Source organism: Micromonospora sp. NPDC003776 (genome assembly GCF_053605645.1).
Window position 1 is genome coordinate 1 of sequence record NZ_JBSGJR010000006.1, and the last position, 15,600, is coordinate 15,600.

At 71.5% G+C, this 15,600-nt stretch carries 13 protein-coding genes; 11 read left to right on the plus strand and 2 right to left on the minus strand.

What is annotated here, in order from left to right:
• Positions 1 to 74: 74 nt before the first annotated feature.
• Positions 75 to 2,252 (minus strand): beta-glucosidase, encoded by a 2,178-nt coding sequence (locus ACWEVO_RS01055; RefSeq protein WP_452305517.1) that lies wholly within the window; start codon positions 2,250 to 2,252, stop codon positions 75 to 77.
• Positions 2,253 to 2,607: 355 nt separating this feature from the next.
• On the opposite strand from ACWEVO_RS01055, the gene ACWEVO_RS01060 reads away from it, so the two are divergent.
• On the plus strand, positions 2,608 to 3,630 hold the full coding sequence (locus tag ACWEVO_RS01060) for a LacI family DNA-binding transcriptional regulator (RefSeq protein ID WP_452305518.1): 1,023 nt from the start codon (positions 2,608 to 2,610) through the stop codon (positions 3,628 to 3,630).
• A 102-nt stretch (positions 3,631 to 3,732) separates the two neighbouring features.
• Here the strand turns inward: ACWEVO_RS01060 and uxaC are convergent, their stop codons facing one another.
• On the minus strand, positions 3,733 to 5,160 hold the full coding sequence (gene uxaC, locus ACWEVO_RS01065) for a glucuronate isomerase (RefSeq protein ID WP_452305519.1): 1,428 nt from the start codon (positions 5,158 to 5,160) through the stop codon (positions 3,733 to 3,735).
• 180 nt (positions 5,161 to 5,340) lie between these two features.
• Between uxaC and ACWEVO_RS01070 the strand changes: the two genes are divergently transcribed.
• From ACWEVO_RS01070 to ACWEVO_RS01115, 10 genes are all read left to right on the plus strand, one after another.
• Entirely contained in the window at positions 5,341 to 6,330 is a 990-nt protein-coding gene (locus tag ACWEVO_RS01070; protein ID WP_452305520.1) for a LacI family DNA-binding transcriptional regulator, read from the plus strand.
• A 73-nt stretch (positions 6,331 to 6,403) separates the two neighbouring features.
• On the plus strand, positions 6,404 to 7,624 hold the full coding sequence (locus tag ACWEVO_RS01075) for an extracellular solute-binding protein (RefSeq protein ID WP_452305521.1): 1,221 nt from the start codon (positions 6,404 to 6,406) through the stop codon (positions 7,622 to 7,624).
• Positions 7,621 to 8,766, plus strand: a complete 1,146-nt coding sequence (locus tag ACWEVO_RS01080) for an ABC transporter ATP-binding protein (RefSeq protein WP_452305522.1) — start codon at positions 7,621 to 7,623, stop codon at positions 8,764 to 8,766. Before ACWEVO_RS01075 ends, ACWEVO_RS01080 begins: the two co-directional genes overlap by 4 nt.
• On the plus strand, positions 8,763 to 9,689 hold the full coding sequence (locus ACWEVO_RS01085) for an ABC transporter permease (protein ID WP_452305523.1): 927 nt from the start codon (positions 8,763 to 8,765) through the stop codon (positions 9,687 to 9,689). Before ACWEVO_RS01080 ends, ACWEVO_RS01085 begins: the two co-directional genes overlap by 4 nt.
• Positions 9,689 to 10,579, plus strand: a complete 891-nt coding sequence (locus ACWEVO_RS01090) for an ABC transporter permease (protein WP_452305524.1) — start codon at positions 9,689 to 9,691, stop codon at positions 10,577 to 10,579. The genes ACWEVO_RS01085 and ACWEVO_RS01090 overlap by 1 nt, the downstream gene beginning before the upstream one ends.
• Complete coding sequence (locus ACWEVO_RS01095; protein ID WP_452305525.1) at positions 10,576 to 11,187, plus strand: bifunctional 4-hydroxy-2-oxoglutarate aldolase/2-dehydro-3-deoxy-phosphogluconate aldolase; 612 nt, start codon at positions 10,576 to 10,578, stop codon at positions 11,185 to 11,187. Before ACWEVO_RS01090 ends, ACWEVO_RS01095 begins: the two co-directional genes overlap by 4 nt.
• Positions 11,174 to 11,317 carry a hypothetical protein gene (locus ACWEVO_RS01100; RefSeq protein ID WP_452305526.1) on the plus strand — a complete coding sequence of 48 codons (144 nt, stop codon included), beginning with the start codon at positions 11,174 to 11,176 and terminating at the stop codon, positions 11,315 to 11,317. The genes ACWEVO_RS01095 and ACWEVO_RS01100 overlap by 14 nt, the downstream gene beginning before the upstream one ends.
• Positions 11,311 to 12,270 carry a sugar kinase gene (locus ACWEVO_RS01105; RefSeq protein WP_452305527.1) on the plus strand — a complete coding sequence of 320 codons (960 nt, stop codon included), beginning with the start codon at positions 11,311 to 11,313 and terminating at the stop codon, positions 12,268 to 12,270. The genes ACWEVO_RS01100 and ACWEVO_RS01105 overlap by 7 nt, the downstream gene beginning before the upstream one ends.
• Positions 12,267 to 13,787, plus strand: a complete 1,521-nt coding sequence (locus tag ACWEVO_RS01110; RefSeq protein ID WP_452305528.1) for a UxaA family hydrolase — start codon at positions 12,267 to 12,269, stop codon at positions 13,785 to 13,787. Before ACWEVO_RS01105 ends, ACWEVO_RS01110 begins: the two co-directional genes overlap by 4 nt.
• Positions 13,784 to 15,268: a mannitol dehydrogenase family protein gene (locus ACWEVO_RS01115; protein WP_452305529.1), complete on the plus strand. Its 1,485-nt coding sequence runs from the start codon at positions 13,784 to 13,786 to the stop codon at positions 15,266 to 15,268. The genes ACWEVO_RS01110 and ACWEVO_RS01115 overlap by 4 nt, the downstream gene beginning before the upstream one ends.
• Positions 15,269 to 15,600: the final 332 nt, after the last annotated feature.

Here is a 15,600-nt window from a genome sequence, read left to right on the forward strand (position 1 = left end):
TGGGGTGGTGTTCTCGTCCGGGGGGGTGGCCCCCCCCCGGGGGGGGGCCCCACCCGCCACGTGGTTAGCGCAGGTCAGTGGCCAGGTGGCTGGCGCAGCGTGATCGAGTCGGTGAGCGGCAGGTTGGCCGAGGAGTTGCCGACGTAGATCTGGTAGGTCCCGTCGACGGTCGTCCACGCGTCGTTCGGGGTGTCCCACACCGACAGCGGGTGGTTCGAGGCGGCCGGGTCGATCGTCAACTGGACCCGCTTCTTCTCCCCGGGATTGAGCTGGACCTTCTCGAACGCCACGAGCCGCTTGGCCGGTTCTGCGGCGCCAGAGGGCAGACGGAGGTAGACCTGGGCGACCTCGGCGCCCGCCACGTGTCCCGTGTTCTCGACGAAGAACTGGACCTGGATGGGTTTGGTGCCGTCGGTCGTCTGTGGCGTGACCACGAGCTTCGACATTTCGAAGTCGGTGTAGGAGAGGCCGAATCCGAACGGGAAGGCCGGCTTCGCATTGTTCGCGTCGTACCAGCGGTAGCCCATCTTCAGGCCTTCGCTGTAGGTGGCGGTGAGGTTGCCGTCGCCGTCGGGGTCCACGCCGGGCCACTGTTCCGGCGTGGCGTTCGCGCCCTCCCGTTCCTGGCTGGGGAAGGTGATCGGCAGCTTGCCGGACGGGTTGGCGACGCCGAACAGCAGATCGGCGACGATGTTGCCGTCCTCCTGAGCCGGGTACCACGCCTCAAGCACCGCCGGCACCTTGTCCAGCCACGGCATCAGCACCGGGCCGCCGTCCTTGAGCACGACGACGGTGTTCGGGTTGGCGGCCACGACGGCCGAGATGAGTGCGTTCTGGTCGACCCCGTTGACCACCGGGAGTGACAGGCTGGGCCGGTCGACTCCCTCGCGGGAGAAGTCACCGACCATGACGACGGCGACGTCCGACCGGGCGGCCAGAGCCGCCGCGGCGGCGAGGTCGGTTCCGTTGTTGTACGTGACGGCCGCGGATGAACCGAGGGTGTGCAGCGAGTTCTCCAGGCCCTGCTGCGGGGTCACCGTGTACGGCGCGGTCACCACGATGGTGTCCGAGGGACCCTGGGAGTTGAACTTGGCTTGGCCGGCGAAGGCGTCCGGGCCGATCAACGCCACGGAGTCGAGCGCCTTCGCGGCCAGGGGCAGGGTGTGGTGCCCGTTCTTCAGCAGCACGCTGCCCTGCTCCCCGAGGTCCCGCACCCGTTGCCCGTTGGTGGCGAAGTCGATGGGTGTGAGCGAGTCGACGGGATCGTCGAACTGGCCGAGCTCGAACATCACCGTGTAGCGGCGGCGAAGCATCTGGTCGATGTCGCCGATGACGATGTCGCCGGCGTCGAGGGCGGCGCGGATCAGCTCGGGGGTGAACCAGCGGGGGCTGGCGAACTCGAGGTCGAGTCCGGCCTTGATCGCCGGGGCGGTGCTGTGGGTGGCGCCGCGGTCGGACATGACGTATCCGTCGAAGCCCAGGTCGCCGCGGAGCCAGTCCTTCAGCAGCGTCGTGTTCTCGCAGGCGTACACGCCGTTCAGGTGCGGGTAGGAGCACATGACCGACGCCAGGTTCGCGTCCCGGGCGGTCATCTCGAACGGCAGCAGGTACAGCTCGTGCATCGTGCGGTCGTCGACGACGGTGTCCATGCGCTGCCGCTGGGTTTCCTGCTCGTTCGCCGCGTAGTGCTTGGCGACCGACTGCACGCCGTGCGCCTGTACCGCGTTGACCTGGGCGACCGACATGACCCCGGCGAGGTACGGGTCCTCGCCGAAGTACTCGAAGTTGCGGCCGGCGTTGGCGATCCGTCCCAGGTTGATGCCGGGGGTCAACAGCACGTTGTGGGCGCTGGCGCGGGTTTCCTCGCCGAGGATGTCGCCCCACGTGGCGGAGGCCTTGGGGTCCCAGGACGAGGCGACCGACAACGCGCTGGTCAGGCCGGTGGACGTGGGCGCCACCAGGCAGTCGCCGCCACCGAACGGGCCGTTGGTCATCCGCAACGTCGGGATCCGCAGTTCCGCGATCCCCTCCACGTGCCGGCCCCCTGGTGAGAAGTCGCAGCCGGGGATGTTGGTGTTCGGCACCGGCTTCATCGCGATCTGCTGGACCTTCTGCTCGAACGTCATCGCGTTGATGAGCAGCTCCGCGCGTACCTGCGGTGCGAGCGACCGGTCCATCCAGGGTAGGTCCGCCGCCGCCGACGGCGACGCCGCGCCGACGACTCCGGCGGCGACCAGGCCCAGACTCAGCATGCCCGAGAGCAGTCTGCGTGGTGTTCTCACATGAACCTCCATCTTCCGGCGGGTTTCCGGCGAGAAGAACGAGAGCGGGCAGGCGGAGAGGGCGTCAGAGTGGCCGCCTGCTCCCCCTGATCGACCAGCGCGATGGGAGCGGCAGGCCGGGGCGGTCGGCCGAGCTGCCCGGCTGCTCGCTGGCGGGTCGTGACTGTCAGTTGAGCAGCGCCCCGGCGTGACGGCAATCGGTTGCCATATGTTGTCGTCGATCGGAGCAGGCCCGCCGCTCGTGGCGCGTTCCGGTGGGCTGCGGGCCGTGGCGCTTCGGGTCCGCGGGTGCGAACATCGGCCGTGCATCCACCAGGAGGTGCCTGTGGTCCCTGAACAGCGGCACCCTGCGCCGGCGCCGACGATCTACGACGTCGCCCGCGAGTGCGGCGTGGCGCCGTCGACGGTGTCGAGGGCGTTTTCGCGGCCGGGCCGGGTGAACGCTGACACGGCCGAGCGGATCCGTCAGGCTGCCGCACGGCTGGGCTACCGGGCGAATCCGATCGCCCGGGCGCTGCCGACGGGCCGCACCTCGATGATCGGGCTCGTGGTCCCGGACGTCACCAACCCGGTGTACTTCGAGGTCATCCGGGGCGCGGAGGCGGCGGCCGCCGAAGCGTCCTTCACGATGCTGCTCACCGACACGCAGGAGCAGGCGCGGCTCGAGCGGGAGGCCATCGAGCGCGCGGTACCCATCGTGGAGGGGTTCGTTCTCGGCACGTCCCGCATGTCGGATTCGGCGATCCGGATGGTGGCCAAACAACGGCCCATGGTGGTGCTCAACCGGTCCGTCGCCGACGTGGCCAGCGTGACCATCGACAATGCTCGCGGCATGCGACGTGCTGCCGAGCACCTGGCGGCGCTCGGGCACCGCTCGATCACCTACCTCGCCGGTCCCGAGGCGTCCTGGGCGGACGGCATGCGCTGGACGTCGCTACGCGAGGCCACGGTGGAGCTGAACCTGAAGGTCCGGCGCCTGGGCCCGTACCCGCCGACGGTGGCGGGGGGAACGGCGGCGGTCCACGACCTGCGGGCCAACCCGACGACTGCGGTGGTGGCCTACAACGACCTGCTGGCGATCGGTGTGCTGCGCGGCCTGCAGCGGGCCGGCGTCCGGGTACCGGAGCAGGTGAGCGTCGTCGGCTTCGACAACATTTTCGGCGCTGACTTCTGCAGCCCGGCGTTGACGACCGTCGCCGCTCCGCTGCGTGCGCTGGGCACCGCGGCGGTGCGCGAGTTGCTCGCTCAGCTGCGGGGAGTGCCGGCGCACCGGGGCGCCTCGCCGGTCCTGCCGACCCGTCTCGTGGTCCGGGAGTCCACGGCGCCACCGGCACGTCAACGCGCGTAGTTCACGACGGTCAGAAGTCTCCCCTGCGCACTGCGGGCGGAATCGTCGCGACGACCTGCCGGCTGACCGGGCCGGGAGGTGTTGCGGTCAGCGGGGCCTGCCTCACGCGGCCGGGCGCGCGGGAGCGTACGCCTGCTGCGGCAGGCGGTACGCCAGGTCGACGGCCGTCTCGACGGCCTCCTCCTCGGCGAGCCGGTGCTCCACGACGAGGCGGGCCAGGTAGCCGGCGTCGATGCGCCGGGCGAGGTCGTGCCGCGCCGGGATGGACAGGAACGCGCGGGTGTCGTCGACGAAGCCCGAGGTGTTGTAGAAGCCCGCGGTCTCGGTCACGAGTTCCCGGAAGCGGCGCATGCCGTCGGGGCTGTCGAGGAACCACCACGGCGCCCCGAGCCGGACCGACGGGTAGACCCCGGCGAGCGGGGCGAGCTCGCGGGAGTAGACGGACTCGTCGACGGTGAAGAGCACGAGCCGGAACCTCGGGTCGTGTCCGAAGTCGTTGAGCACCGGCCGCAGCGCCCGGGTGAACTCGGTCGCCACCGGGATGTCGAATCCCTTGTCGGAGCCGAACGCGGCGTGAATGGCGTCGTCGTAGTCTCGTCGCACTCCGGGGTGGATCTGCATGACCAGCCCGTCGTCGCAGGACATCCGGGCCATCTCGTACAGCAGGTGGCCGGCGAAGGCGGCGGCCGCCTCGGCGCTGACGCCGCCCTGGCACGCCTCGCGGTAGATCCGCCTCGCCTCGCCGGCCGGCAGGGGCTCGATGGTGGCGGTGAGGTGCCCGTGGTCGGTGGCCCGCGCCCCGGCCGCGATGAACGCTTCCCGCCGGCTGCGCAGCGCCGCGAGGAATCCGTCGTAGTCCCCGGTGTCCGCGCCGGAGAGCTCCTGGAGCTGGCGCACCCGAGCGGCCCAGCCGGCGGTGTTGACGTGGGTCAGCGCGTCGGGGCGGAACGTCGGGACGATCCGCGCGCCGAATCCCGCGTCCGCGAGCCGGGCATGGTCGGCGAGCGGGGAGGTGGCGGGATCGGTGGTGGAGATCAGCTCGATGTTGAAGGTGTCCAGGAGCGCCCGGGGCCGGAACCCGGGCTCGGCCAGGCGGGCCTCGATGAGGTCGTAGAGCAGATCGGCGGTGTCCGGTCCGGGGGCCACGTCGATCTTGAGCACCTCGGCGATCTCGTGTTCGAGCCAGTAGCGGCTGGGGGTGCCGCGGAAGAGGTGCCAGTGGGCGCAGAAGCGCCGCCAGATCTGCCGGGGGTCGGTCTCGACCGCGCCGCCGTCGACCCGGGCGACGCCGAGGTCCTCCAGCGCCACGCCCTGGGAGACCAGCATCCGGGTCACGTAGTGGTCGGGGACGACCAGCAGGTGGGCCGGGTCGGAGAAGCGCGCGTCGTCGGCGAACACCGCGGCGTCGACGTGCCCGTGCATGCACAGCAGCGGAAGCCCCTGGGTCGACTGGTAGATCCGGCGGGCGACCGCGCGCACGTCGTCTCCGGCTGGCAGGGCTCGGTCGGGATGCAGACGCAGCTGTGCCACGCAACTCTCCTTGGCGCCTAGGGCGGAACAACTTCTGCAAAGGATTGCACCCGGGGTCGTCGGCGTACAAGAGCGGCATCATCGAGGACCGGAAACATTCAAGTAGCCGAGTATTGACACAAGACTGCAATCGGTTTCAGACTGCGAGGCACGCCGTTCACGGGACCGAGGAGGCAAGCCGTGCGAGCGACGATCCGAGAGGTGGCGCGCGAGGCCGGTGTGTCGGCCTCGACGGTGTCCCGGGCGCTGTCCACGCCCGAGATGGTCAACGCCGCCACCCGTGAGCGGGTCCTGCGGACGGCGGAGCGACTCGGTTACGCACCCAACCGCGCCGCTCGAGGTCTGATCACCGGCCGCACCGGCAACCTGGGGCTGATCGTTCCGGACCTGGCCAACCCCTTCTTCCCCAGCGTGGTGAAGGGCGTGCAGGCCAAGGCGCGGGAGGCGGACTACGCCGTGTTCCTCGCCGACACCGACGAGGACCCGGCCGCCGAGGTCGGGCTGGTCCGCGCCCTCGCCAAGCAGGTCGACGGGCTCATTCTCTGCTCCCCACGGGCGCGCGAGGACGAGATCCGGGACCTGGCCGAGCACACCACGCTCGTCATGGTCAACCGTCGCTTCGGCAACATCCCGTCCATCGTCTTCGACAGCGCCGACGGCGTGCGGCAGGCCGTCGCCCATCTCCAGGCACTCGGACACCAGCGGGTCGCCTGGGTCGGCGGGCCGCGTGCCTCCTGGTCCAACCGGGACCGGGTGCGCGCCCTGCGCAGCGCGACCACCGCTGCGGGGATGGAACTGTTCGTCGCCGGCCACTTCCCGCCGTACTTCGAGGGTGGCATTGCGGCGGCGGATCTCGTCATCGCCTCCGGTGTCACCTCCGTCATCGCCTACAACGACGTGATGGCCCTCGGCCTGCTCAGCCGCCTACGCGACCGCGGCGTCCACGTGCCGCAGGACATCAGCGTGATCGGCGTCGACAACATCCAGATGTCCACGATGTCCTCCCCGGCGCTCACCACCGTCTCCGTCGCCAAGGAACAGGCCGGACGCGCCGCGGTCGACCTGCTGCTGACCCTGCTGCTGCAGCCCGGCAGCGTGCGCAACACGCGCCGGGAACTGCCGACCGAACTTCTCGTGCGCGGCTCCACCGGGGTCGCGCCGACCATCTGACCACCACCACCTCCCCTGGGGCGCGCAGGGCCACGGTCTCGCGTTCCAGGGGTGACCGAGAAAGGGACCTCTCATGGGCATCACTCGGCGGAGCGCTCTGATCGCCACCGCATCGTCCGTGCTCACCTTCGCCGTCGGCTGTGGAGCGCCGGACGCCTCCGGTGGCAACAGCGGCGACAGCACCGGCCCCGTCCCGGACAAGCCGAAGAAGGCCGTCACCCTCAACGTCCTGGACGTGGCGGGCAACCTGCAGCTGACGCAGGGGATGATCGACGAGTTCGTGCAGAAGAACCCGGACATCATCTCCCGGGTCACCTACTCCAAGTCGCCCGCCCCTGAGCTGGCCGGCAAGATCAAGGCCCAGCAGAACGCCAACCGGGTCGACATCGGCCTGGTCCTGACCGGCGTGGACGGCCTCGCGGCCGGCATCGACCAGAACCTGTGGATGGACCTGCTGCCCACGTACGCCGACCGGCTGCCCGGCATGAAGGACTACCAGGAACCGGCCGCCGCCATGCAGAAGCTCGCCGGCAACGCGGGCGTCACCGTCACCTACTACCCGTCCGGTCCGCTGCTGGAGTACCTGCCGGCGAAGGTCCCGAACCCGCCCACCAGCGCGGAGGAACTCCTCGCCTACGCCAAGGCGCACAAGGGCAAGGTTCAGTACGCCCGCCCGTCGAACTCCGGGCCGGGACGCACCTTCCTGATGGGCCTGCCCTACATCCTCGGGGACAAGGACCCGAAGGACCCGGTCAACGGGTGGGACAAGACCTGGGCCTACCTGAAGGAGCTCAACCAGTACGTCGACTACTACCCCAGCGGCACGACCGAGACGATGAAGAACCTCGCCAACGGGTCAGTCGACGTGATCGCCTCCACCACCGGCTGGGACATCAACCCGCGGGTGCTCGGAACGGTGCCCAAGGAGGCCAAGGTCAGCCCGATGCGGGGCTTCCACTGGGTGACCGACGCGCACTACGCCGTCATCCCGAAGGGGGTCTCGACCGACACCCAGGCCGCCGTCCTCGCGCTGCTGAAGTTCATGCTCACGCCCGAGCAGCAGGCCAAGGCGTTCGACGACGGCTACTTCTACCCGGGGCCGGCCGTCAAGGGAGTCGAGCTGTCGATGGCGCCGCAGAAGAGCCAGGACGCCATCAAGAACTTCGGCCGGCCGGAGTACGACGCGCTGATCGCCAACAACCCGACCGAGGTGCCGCTGGACGCGAAGGCCCTGGTCACGGCGTTCGACCGCTGGGACCGGGAGGTCGGCGGCGGGAAGGTGAAGCAGGGATGACCACGGGGACGTCAGGCTTCTCCGAACTGCGGCTCGACGGTGTGTCGCGCCGCTTCGGTAGCCAGGACGCGCTCAGCGACCTCAACCTGACCATCCGGGCCGGTGAGTTCATCGCCCTGCTCGGGCCCTCGGGGTGCGGTAAGTCCACCGCCCTGAACTGTCTGGCTGGACTGCTGCCCCTGACCGGGGGCAGCATCTGGCAGGACGAGCGCCGGGTCGACACCCTGCCGCCGGAACGGCGCGGCTTCGGGATGGTGTTCCAGAGCTACGCGCTGTTCCCGCACATGTCCGTGCGCGCCAACGTCGCGTTCGGGCTGCGGATGCGGCGGCTGCCGAAGGACGAGATCCGCCGGCGTACGGCGGAGGCGATCCGTCTCGTCCGCTTGGAGGAGCACGCCGACAAGCTGCCCGGCCAGCTCTCCGGTGGGCAGCAGCAGCGGGTGGCGATCGCGCGGGCGGTCGTGCTCGAACCGTCGCTGGTGCTGATGGACGAGCCGTTGAGCAACCTCGACGCCAAGCTCCGGCTGGAGATGCGCACCGAGATCCGCCGGCTGCACCAGTCGCTGGGGTTGACCACGGTCTACGTGACGCACGACCAGGAGGAGGCGCTGTCCCTGGCCGACCGCCTGGTCGTGCTCCGGGGCGGCCGGGTGCAGCAGATCGGGTCGCCCCAGGAACTGCACACCCGACCGGGAAACTGGCACGTCGCCGATTTCATGGGCTACCGCAACCTGTGGCGGACGCGCGCCACATCGGTGCAGGACGGGCAGGTGACGGTGGAGGCGGACGGGTTGCGGCTCGTCGGCGACCCGGTCGGTGAGATCGACCCGGGTGACGCGGTGGTCGCCGGGGTACGCCCGGAGGACGTCCGGGTGGACGCCCCGGGTGCGCCGGACGGGGTGGCCGCCGAGATCGAGGTGGTCGAGTACCAGGGCCGGGAGTTGGCGGCTGAGGCCCGGACCGCGTCGGGCCTGCAGGTCCACGTCCGCACCGAGAAGCGCGTCGCCCCCGGCGACGCGGTGTCGTTGCTCGTGGCGCCGCACCGGCTGCTGGTCTTCCCGGCCGACCCGCACGAACGGCCCGCCGTGGCGCCCGGCGAGCCGGTGGACACGGCGGTGCAGGAACCGGGGCTGGTCGGATGAGTGCCACCGCTACCCGTCCGGCGCCGTCCGCCGGTGCGCCGGAGTCTCCTCGGGCGCACTGGCGGCACCGCTTGGCCGAACGTGGCGTCGACGCGCAGTTGTGGCTGCTCGTGCCAGCAGCGCTCTTCGTCGTCCTGCTGTTCCTCTACCCGTTCTTCTACGGGCTCGGCCTGTCCTTCCAACCCACCAAGGGCGGCCCGCTCAGCGACTACGCGCGCTTCTTCGGCGACGCGTACCAGCGGGACACGATGTGGATCACCCTGGGTATCGCGCTGCCGGCGGCGCTGCTCAACGTGCTGGCCTCGGTGCCGATCGCCTACCGGATGCGGGGGCGGTTCCGCGGCAAGCGACTGGTCACCATCCTGCTGGTCGTACCCATCACGCTGGGCACCGTGCTGACCGCCCAGGGACTGCTCAACTTCCTCGGCCCGACCGGCTGGTTCAACCGGGTGCTGATGGCGCTGCACCTGAGCGACGAACCGGTGCGGCTGGTACACAACTACTGGGGCGTCTTCTTCTCGCTCATCATCACCGGGTTCCCCTTCGCCTTCCTGCTCGTGCTGTCCTACCTCACCGGCATCGACCCGACGCTGGAGCGGGCGGCGGCCACGCTGGGCGCGGGCTGGTGGCAACGGTTCCGCATGATCACCCTGCCGCTGCTGGCACCGGGGCTGGCCACCACGTTCTGCCTGACGTTCGTGCTGGCCTTCAGCGTGTTCCCGTCGGCCGTGCTGGTCGGCAACCCGGCCGGCGAGACCCGCGTCATCTCCATCGCCGCATACCAGGCGGCCTACGAGCAGTACGACTACCCGTACGCGTCCGCCATCGCCATGATCATGGGCCTGATCGAGCTGGCCGTCATCGCGGTGGTGCTGCTGGGCCGCACGCGGCTGTACACCGGATCGACGGGGGGTAAGGGCTGATGAGCACCGTCACCGAGATCCGTCCCGGCGCCACCACCACGGGCGGGGGTCGGCCCCGGCGGCGGCTGGTCGCGCGTCCCGCCGCGTGGCTGGTCTGGGGCGCGGTCGTCTTCTTCTTCCTCAACCTGCTCGGCGTCGTCGGATCCGTCCTGGTCAGCTCGTTCGGCCAGCGCTGGTTCGACACCTGGCTGCCGGACGGCTACACCACCAAGTGGTACGGGCAGGCGTGGAACGAGTTCGCGCTCTTCGACGTCATCGTCGTCACCCTGCAGGTCTCCCTGCTGGTCGTGGCCGTGTCGCTGCTGGTCGGGGTGCCGGCGGCGTACGTGCTGGCCCGGCGCAACTTCCCCGGCAAGCGGCTGGCGTACCTGGTCTTCCTGCTGCCGATCCTGATGCCGCCGATCACCTACGGCATCCCGCTGGCGACGGTGCTGTACAAGTTCGGCCTCGCCGGGCACCTCTCGGGCGTCGTACTGGCGAACCTCGTGCCGTCGGTGCCGTTCGTGATCCTCACGATGACGCCGTTCATCGAGCAGATCGACCCGCGGATCGAAAGCGCCGCCCGGATGTGCGGCGCCGGGCTGTGGTCGGTGTTCCTTCGGGTGCTGGCGCCGCTGCTGCTGCCCGGGATGCTCGCCTCGGCCATCCTCGTCCTGGTCCGGACCGTCGGCATGTTCGAGCTGACCTTCCTGACCGCCGGCCCGGACTCGCAGACGCTCGTCGTCGCCCTCTACTACTCGATGTCTGCGGCCGGCATCCGGGCCCAACAGTCGGTCGACGCGATGGCGATCATCTACACGTCGATGATGCTGGTGCTGCTCGTGATCAGCCTGCGCTACGTCAACCCGACCCAGCTGGTCGCCCGGGTCAAGGAGGAGCCGGACTCGTGAGCGGCTTGATCGCCGTGCTGCGGCACCAGCGCGTCCTGCCGGTGCTCCGGCTGCCCACTGCGGCCGAGGCCGCGGCCGCCACCGCCACGATGTTCGGCCACGGTCTGCGGGTGGTCGAGTTGACCGCGACGACCCCGGGCTGGGCCAGCGCCGTCCGGGACGCACTTCGCGGCGCGCCCAATGGAGCACTGGTCGGCCTCGGCACCGTCACGAGCGGGGCGCTGGCCACCCAGGCGGTGGAGGCGGGCGCGCAGTTTCTGGTCAGCCCGTGGCCGGCGCCCGACGTACGGGCGGTCGCGCAGATCGCGGGGCTGCCCTTTCTGGAGGGCGCGTTCACGCCGGGCGAGGTGGCGGCGGCCGCCGCGCAGGGGCCGGTGAAGGTGTTCCCCGCCCACGTCGGCGGCCCGGGTTTCCTGGTCAGCGTGCGGCAACTGCTGCCGGACGCGGCCCTCGTACCCACCGGCGGGATCGTCCTTGAGGCGGTGCCGGACTGGCTGCGGGCCGGCGCCTGCGCAGTCGGGGTCGGCAGCGACCTGCTACGCCCGGGCGCAGCTGACCGGTTGCGGTCGCTGCTGGCGGACTTCGAGGAGCGGCATGAAGGTCACTGACGCCGACGGCAACCTGCACGCGGGCGAGGTGCCAGCCCTCGGGGTGAACTTTGACCAGGCGGCGGCAGCCCGCCTCCCCTACTCCCCCGCGATGAATCGGCTCGAAAACGGCACGGTGCAGCCGTGGTAACCAGCGGCACCGCCCCGGACGTGCTCGTTCTCGGCGAGATCCTGGTCGAACTGACCGCGCTGGAACCGCTGCGCGACGGCGCGACGTTGCGGTTGGGTTTCTCCGGAGACGCGCTGAACGCAGCGGCCGCCGCCGCGGCCGCCGGGGCGCACACCTGCCTACTGGCCCGGGTGCCCGACGATGAGCTGGGCGACGAGCTGGTGGCGCGGGTGGCCGGCCTCGGCGTCGACACGTCCCGCCTGATCCGCACCCGCGGTCAGCACGGCCTCTACCTGCAGCACGCCGACCCGTCCGGACAACGGGAGTTCCTCTACGTCCGGCGTGGCAGCGCCGGTTCCTGCCTGTCTGCCGACGATGTGCCGCAGGACCTCGCCGGGCGCGCGGGTGTGGTGCTGTCCAGCGGCGTGGCGTGCGCGATCTCCACCACGACGTTCGAGGCGGTCCAGGTGGCCGCGCGCGCCGCCCGATGCTTCATCTACGACCCCAACTGGCGGCCACGACTCGTCGACGCGGACACCGCCGCCGGCCACCTGCGGGCGCTGGCACCGCACGCGCGGCTGGTCACGCCAGCGTGGCCGCGCGAGACGGCGGCGCTGCTCGGCTCCACGGTGACGGTTCCCGGCGATACGTGCGCCGCGTTCCGCGCGCTCGGCGCGGAAGCGGTCGCCCTCACCCGGGGCGCCGACGGTGTGCTGCTGGACGACGGCGGGCAGCGGACCGAGATTCCCGCGTATCCCGCCGAGCAGATCGTCGACCAGACCGGCGCCGGCGACGTGCTGGCCGGGACCGTCGCCGCCCGGCTGGCCCTCGGCGACGGCCTGCCCGACGCGGTACGGCTGGGCGCGGCCGCGGCCGCGCTGTCGCTGCGTGGCCACGGCGGCACGGGATACTTGCCAGCACTCGCCGAGTCCCGCCGGCTGGTCACGCGAACCGGAGTGGAGGTGTCGGGATGAGCCTGGTGGTGCTGAACGAGGGCGATGACGTCGCGGTGGCGACCACGGCGATGCCGGGCGGGGCGGCCGTCGCGGTGCGCGGGGCCGGCGAGGTGACGCTGCGCGGTGACCTGCCCGCCGGGCACAAGGTCGCGCTGCGGGACCTGCCCGCCGGGACGCTGGTGCGCAAATACAGCCAGGTCATCGGGCGTACCCTCACCGACGTGCGGGCGGGCGAGCACGTGCACGTGCACAACCTCGGCATGCCGGAGGACGCCGCCGCGCGGGCCGCGCAGACGGCGCCGATGTCCGCGGCGGGGCTGCCCGCCGACCTGCGCCGCACGTTCCACGGCTACCGCCGGCCGGACGGCCGGGTGGCCACCCGCAACTACATCGGGGTCCTGACCACCGTCAACTGCTCGGCGACCGTAGCGCGCAAGGTGGCCCGGCTCACCGAGGACCTGGCCGAGGACGTCGACGGCGTCGACGGGGTGGTCGCCCTGACCCACGGCACCGGCTGCGGCATGGCCGCCCAGGGCGAGGGCTGGGACCTGCTACGGCGCACCCTGGCCGGGTACGCGCGCAACCCGAACATCGGCGGACTGGTGGTGATCGGGCTCGGCTGCGAGGTCAACACCGTGGCCGGCCTGATGGCCGACCTCGGCGTCGCCGACCACGTGCCGGTGTCGTCGTACACCATTCAGGAGCTGGGCGGGACGTCGTCGGCCGTGCAGCGCGGCGTGGAACTGGTCCGCGGCATGATGGGCGACCTGGCCGGCGCGGCGCGTACCGAGGTCGACGTGGCGGAACTGGTGCTCGGTTTGCAGTGCGGCGGGTCCGACGGCTGGTCCGGCCTGACCGCGAACCCGGCCCTCGGCGTCGCGTCGGACCTGCTGGTCGCCGCCGGCGCGACCAGCGTGCTGGGTGAAACCCCCGAGGTGTACGGGGCGGAGCACCTGCTGGCCGCACGCGCCACCAGCCCTGCAGTGGCGGACGCGCTGATGGCGCGCATCCGGTGGTGGGAGGAGTACACCCGCGGGCAGGGCACCACACTCGACGCGAACCCGTCGCCGGGCAACAAGGCCGGCGGCATCACCACCATCCTGGAAAAGTCGCTGGGGGCGGTGGCGAAGGCGGGCCACAGCCCGCTGGCCGCCGTCCGCGAGTACGGCGAGCAGATCCCCCGGCCGGGCCTGGTGTTCATGGACACCCCCGGATACGACCCGGTTTCGGTGACCGGGATGGTCGCCGGCGGGGCCAACCTGATCTGCTTCACCACCGGCCGCGGTTCGGTCTTCGGCAGCCGGCCGGTGCCGACGGTCAAGCTCGCCACCAACGCCGAGCTGGCCACCCGGATGGCCGGCGACATCGATTTGGACTGCTCACCGGTGGTCGAGCAGGGCGTGCCGCTGCCGGAGATGGGCCGCCGGGTGTACGACCTGCTGCTGGACGTCGCCTCGGGGCGGCGGACCGCCAGCGAGGAGATGGGCCTGGGCGGGGAGGAGATCGTGCCGTGGCAGCTCGGGGCGGTGCTGTGAGCGGGGAGGTGGGGGCGGTCCAGCGGCTCGGGCTGGACGCACTGGACAGGGTCACCGGGCCGGGCCGGGGCTGGACCGGCCCCGCCGTCGACCCGCGCGCACTACGCGTCGGGATCGTGCACCTCGGGATCGGCGCATTCCACCGGGCGCACCAGGCCGTCTTCACCGAGCTGGCCGCCTCGGCGACCGGCCGCGACGACTGGGGCATCGCAGGCGTCACCCAGCGCTCGGCCGCCGTACGCGAGCAGCTGATGCCGCAGGACGGCCTCTACTCGGTGCTCGAAAGGGCTGCCGACACGGCGTCGGTGCGCGTGGTCGGCAGCGTCCGGGAGGTCATCTTCGGCGGCGCCGACCCGGCGGCGGTCGTCGACCTGATCTCCGACCCCGCCGTACGCCTGGTCACGCTGACCGTGACCGAGAAGGGATACCGGCGTGACGGCGCCGGCGGGCTGGACCGCGCCGATCCGGAGGTGGCGGCGGACCTCGCCGGCCGGCCGCCCCTGACGACCGTGGGTCAACTGGTGCGCGGGCTGCACCGGCGCCATTCGCGCTGCGGGGCCCCGATCACCGTGTTGTCCTGCGACAACCTGACCGGAAACGGCCGGGTGTTGCGTGGGCTGGTGCAGGACTTCGTGGACGCGCTGCCGCCGTCGCAGGCGGCCGGGCTCGCCGACTGGGTCGCGTCGTCGGTGCGTTTCCCGTCCTGCATGGTCGACCGGATCGTGCCGGCCACCACCGACGCCGACCGCGCCGATGTCCGCCGGGTGCTGGGCCTCGACGACCGGGGCGTCGTGGTCGCCGAGCCGTTCAGCCAGTGGGTCATCGAGGACGACTTCGCGACCGACCGGCCCGCCTGGGAACGCGCCGGCGCGGTGCTGACCGACGACGTGGCCGCCTGGGAGGCGGTGAAGCTGCGGATGCTCAACGCGAGCCACTCCCTGCTGGCCTACCTGGGCGCCCTCGCCGGGTACGACACCATCGCGGCCGCGCTGGGCGACGACCGGCTCGCGGCCGCGGCCACGTCACTCATGGTCGAGGATGTGGCACCGACCCTGCGGGTACCCGAAGGGCTGGATCTCGACGAATACCGGCGGCAGGTACTGACCCGCTTCGCCAACCCCGCGCTGCGACACCGCACCCAGCAGGTCGCCATGGACGGATCGCAGAAGCTGCCCGTCCGGCTGCTCGGCACCGTCCGCGACCGCCTGTCCGCCGGAAAGGTGCCGCAGTACGCGACCCTCGCCGTCGCAGCCTGGATGGCGTACGTGGCCCGGGGCCGCGACGTGCGGGGGCGAGACCTTCCCCTGAACGACCCGATGGCCGATCGGCTGCAGGCGGCAGCGGCATCGGCTGACAGCGACCCCCAGCGTCTCGTCGACTCGCTGCTGCACGTCCCGGAGATCTTCGGCACCGACCTTCCCGAGCATAACGGGTTCCGATCGGCACTGGTGGAACATGTGGCGCGGCTGCTGAAGGGGTAAACCCGAGCGTGGACTGGCGAGGGCTGCTGGTCATCGAGACGCGCGTTGATGGCTGCGACCCGCAGGATGTGCGCTCAAGGCACTCCCCAGGGCTGCGGCTCCGGAGACGGGTCCGCCTCCGGAGCTACCTCAAGCCGGCGCTGGCCCGAGCCAGTCGTGGGGCCCGAGGCCGGAGTCGGCCTTGGCCAGGGAGCGGGCCCGGCGGGTCAGCCCGGCGTGGGGGCCCCCCCCGCCCCGAGCCGGGGGGGGGGGGGGCGCGGCGGTGGGGGGGGGTACCGGCCGGCGGGGGGGGCGGCGGGGGTGGGGAGGGCGGCGGGGGGTTTGGATTGGAC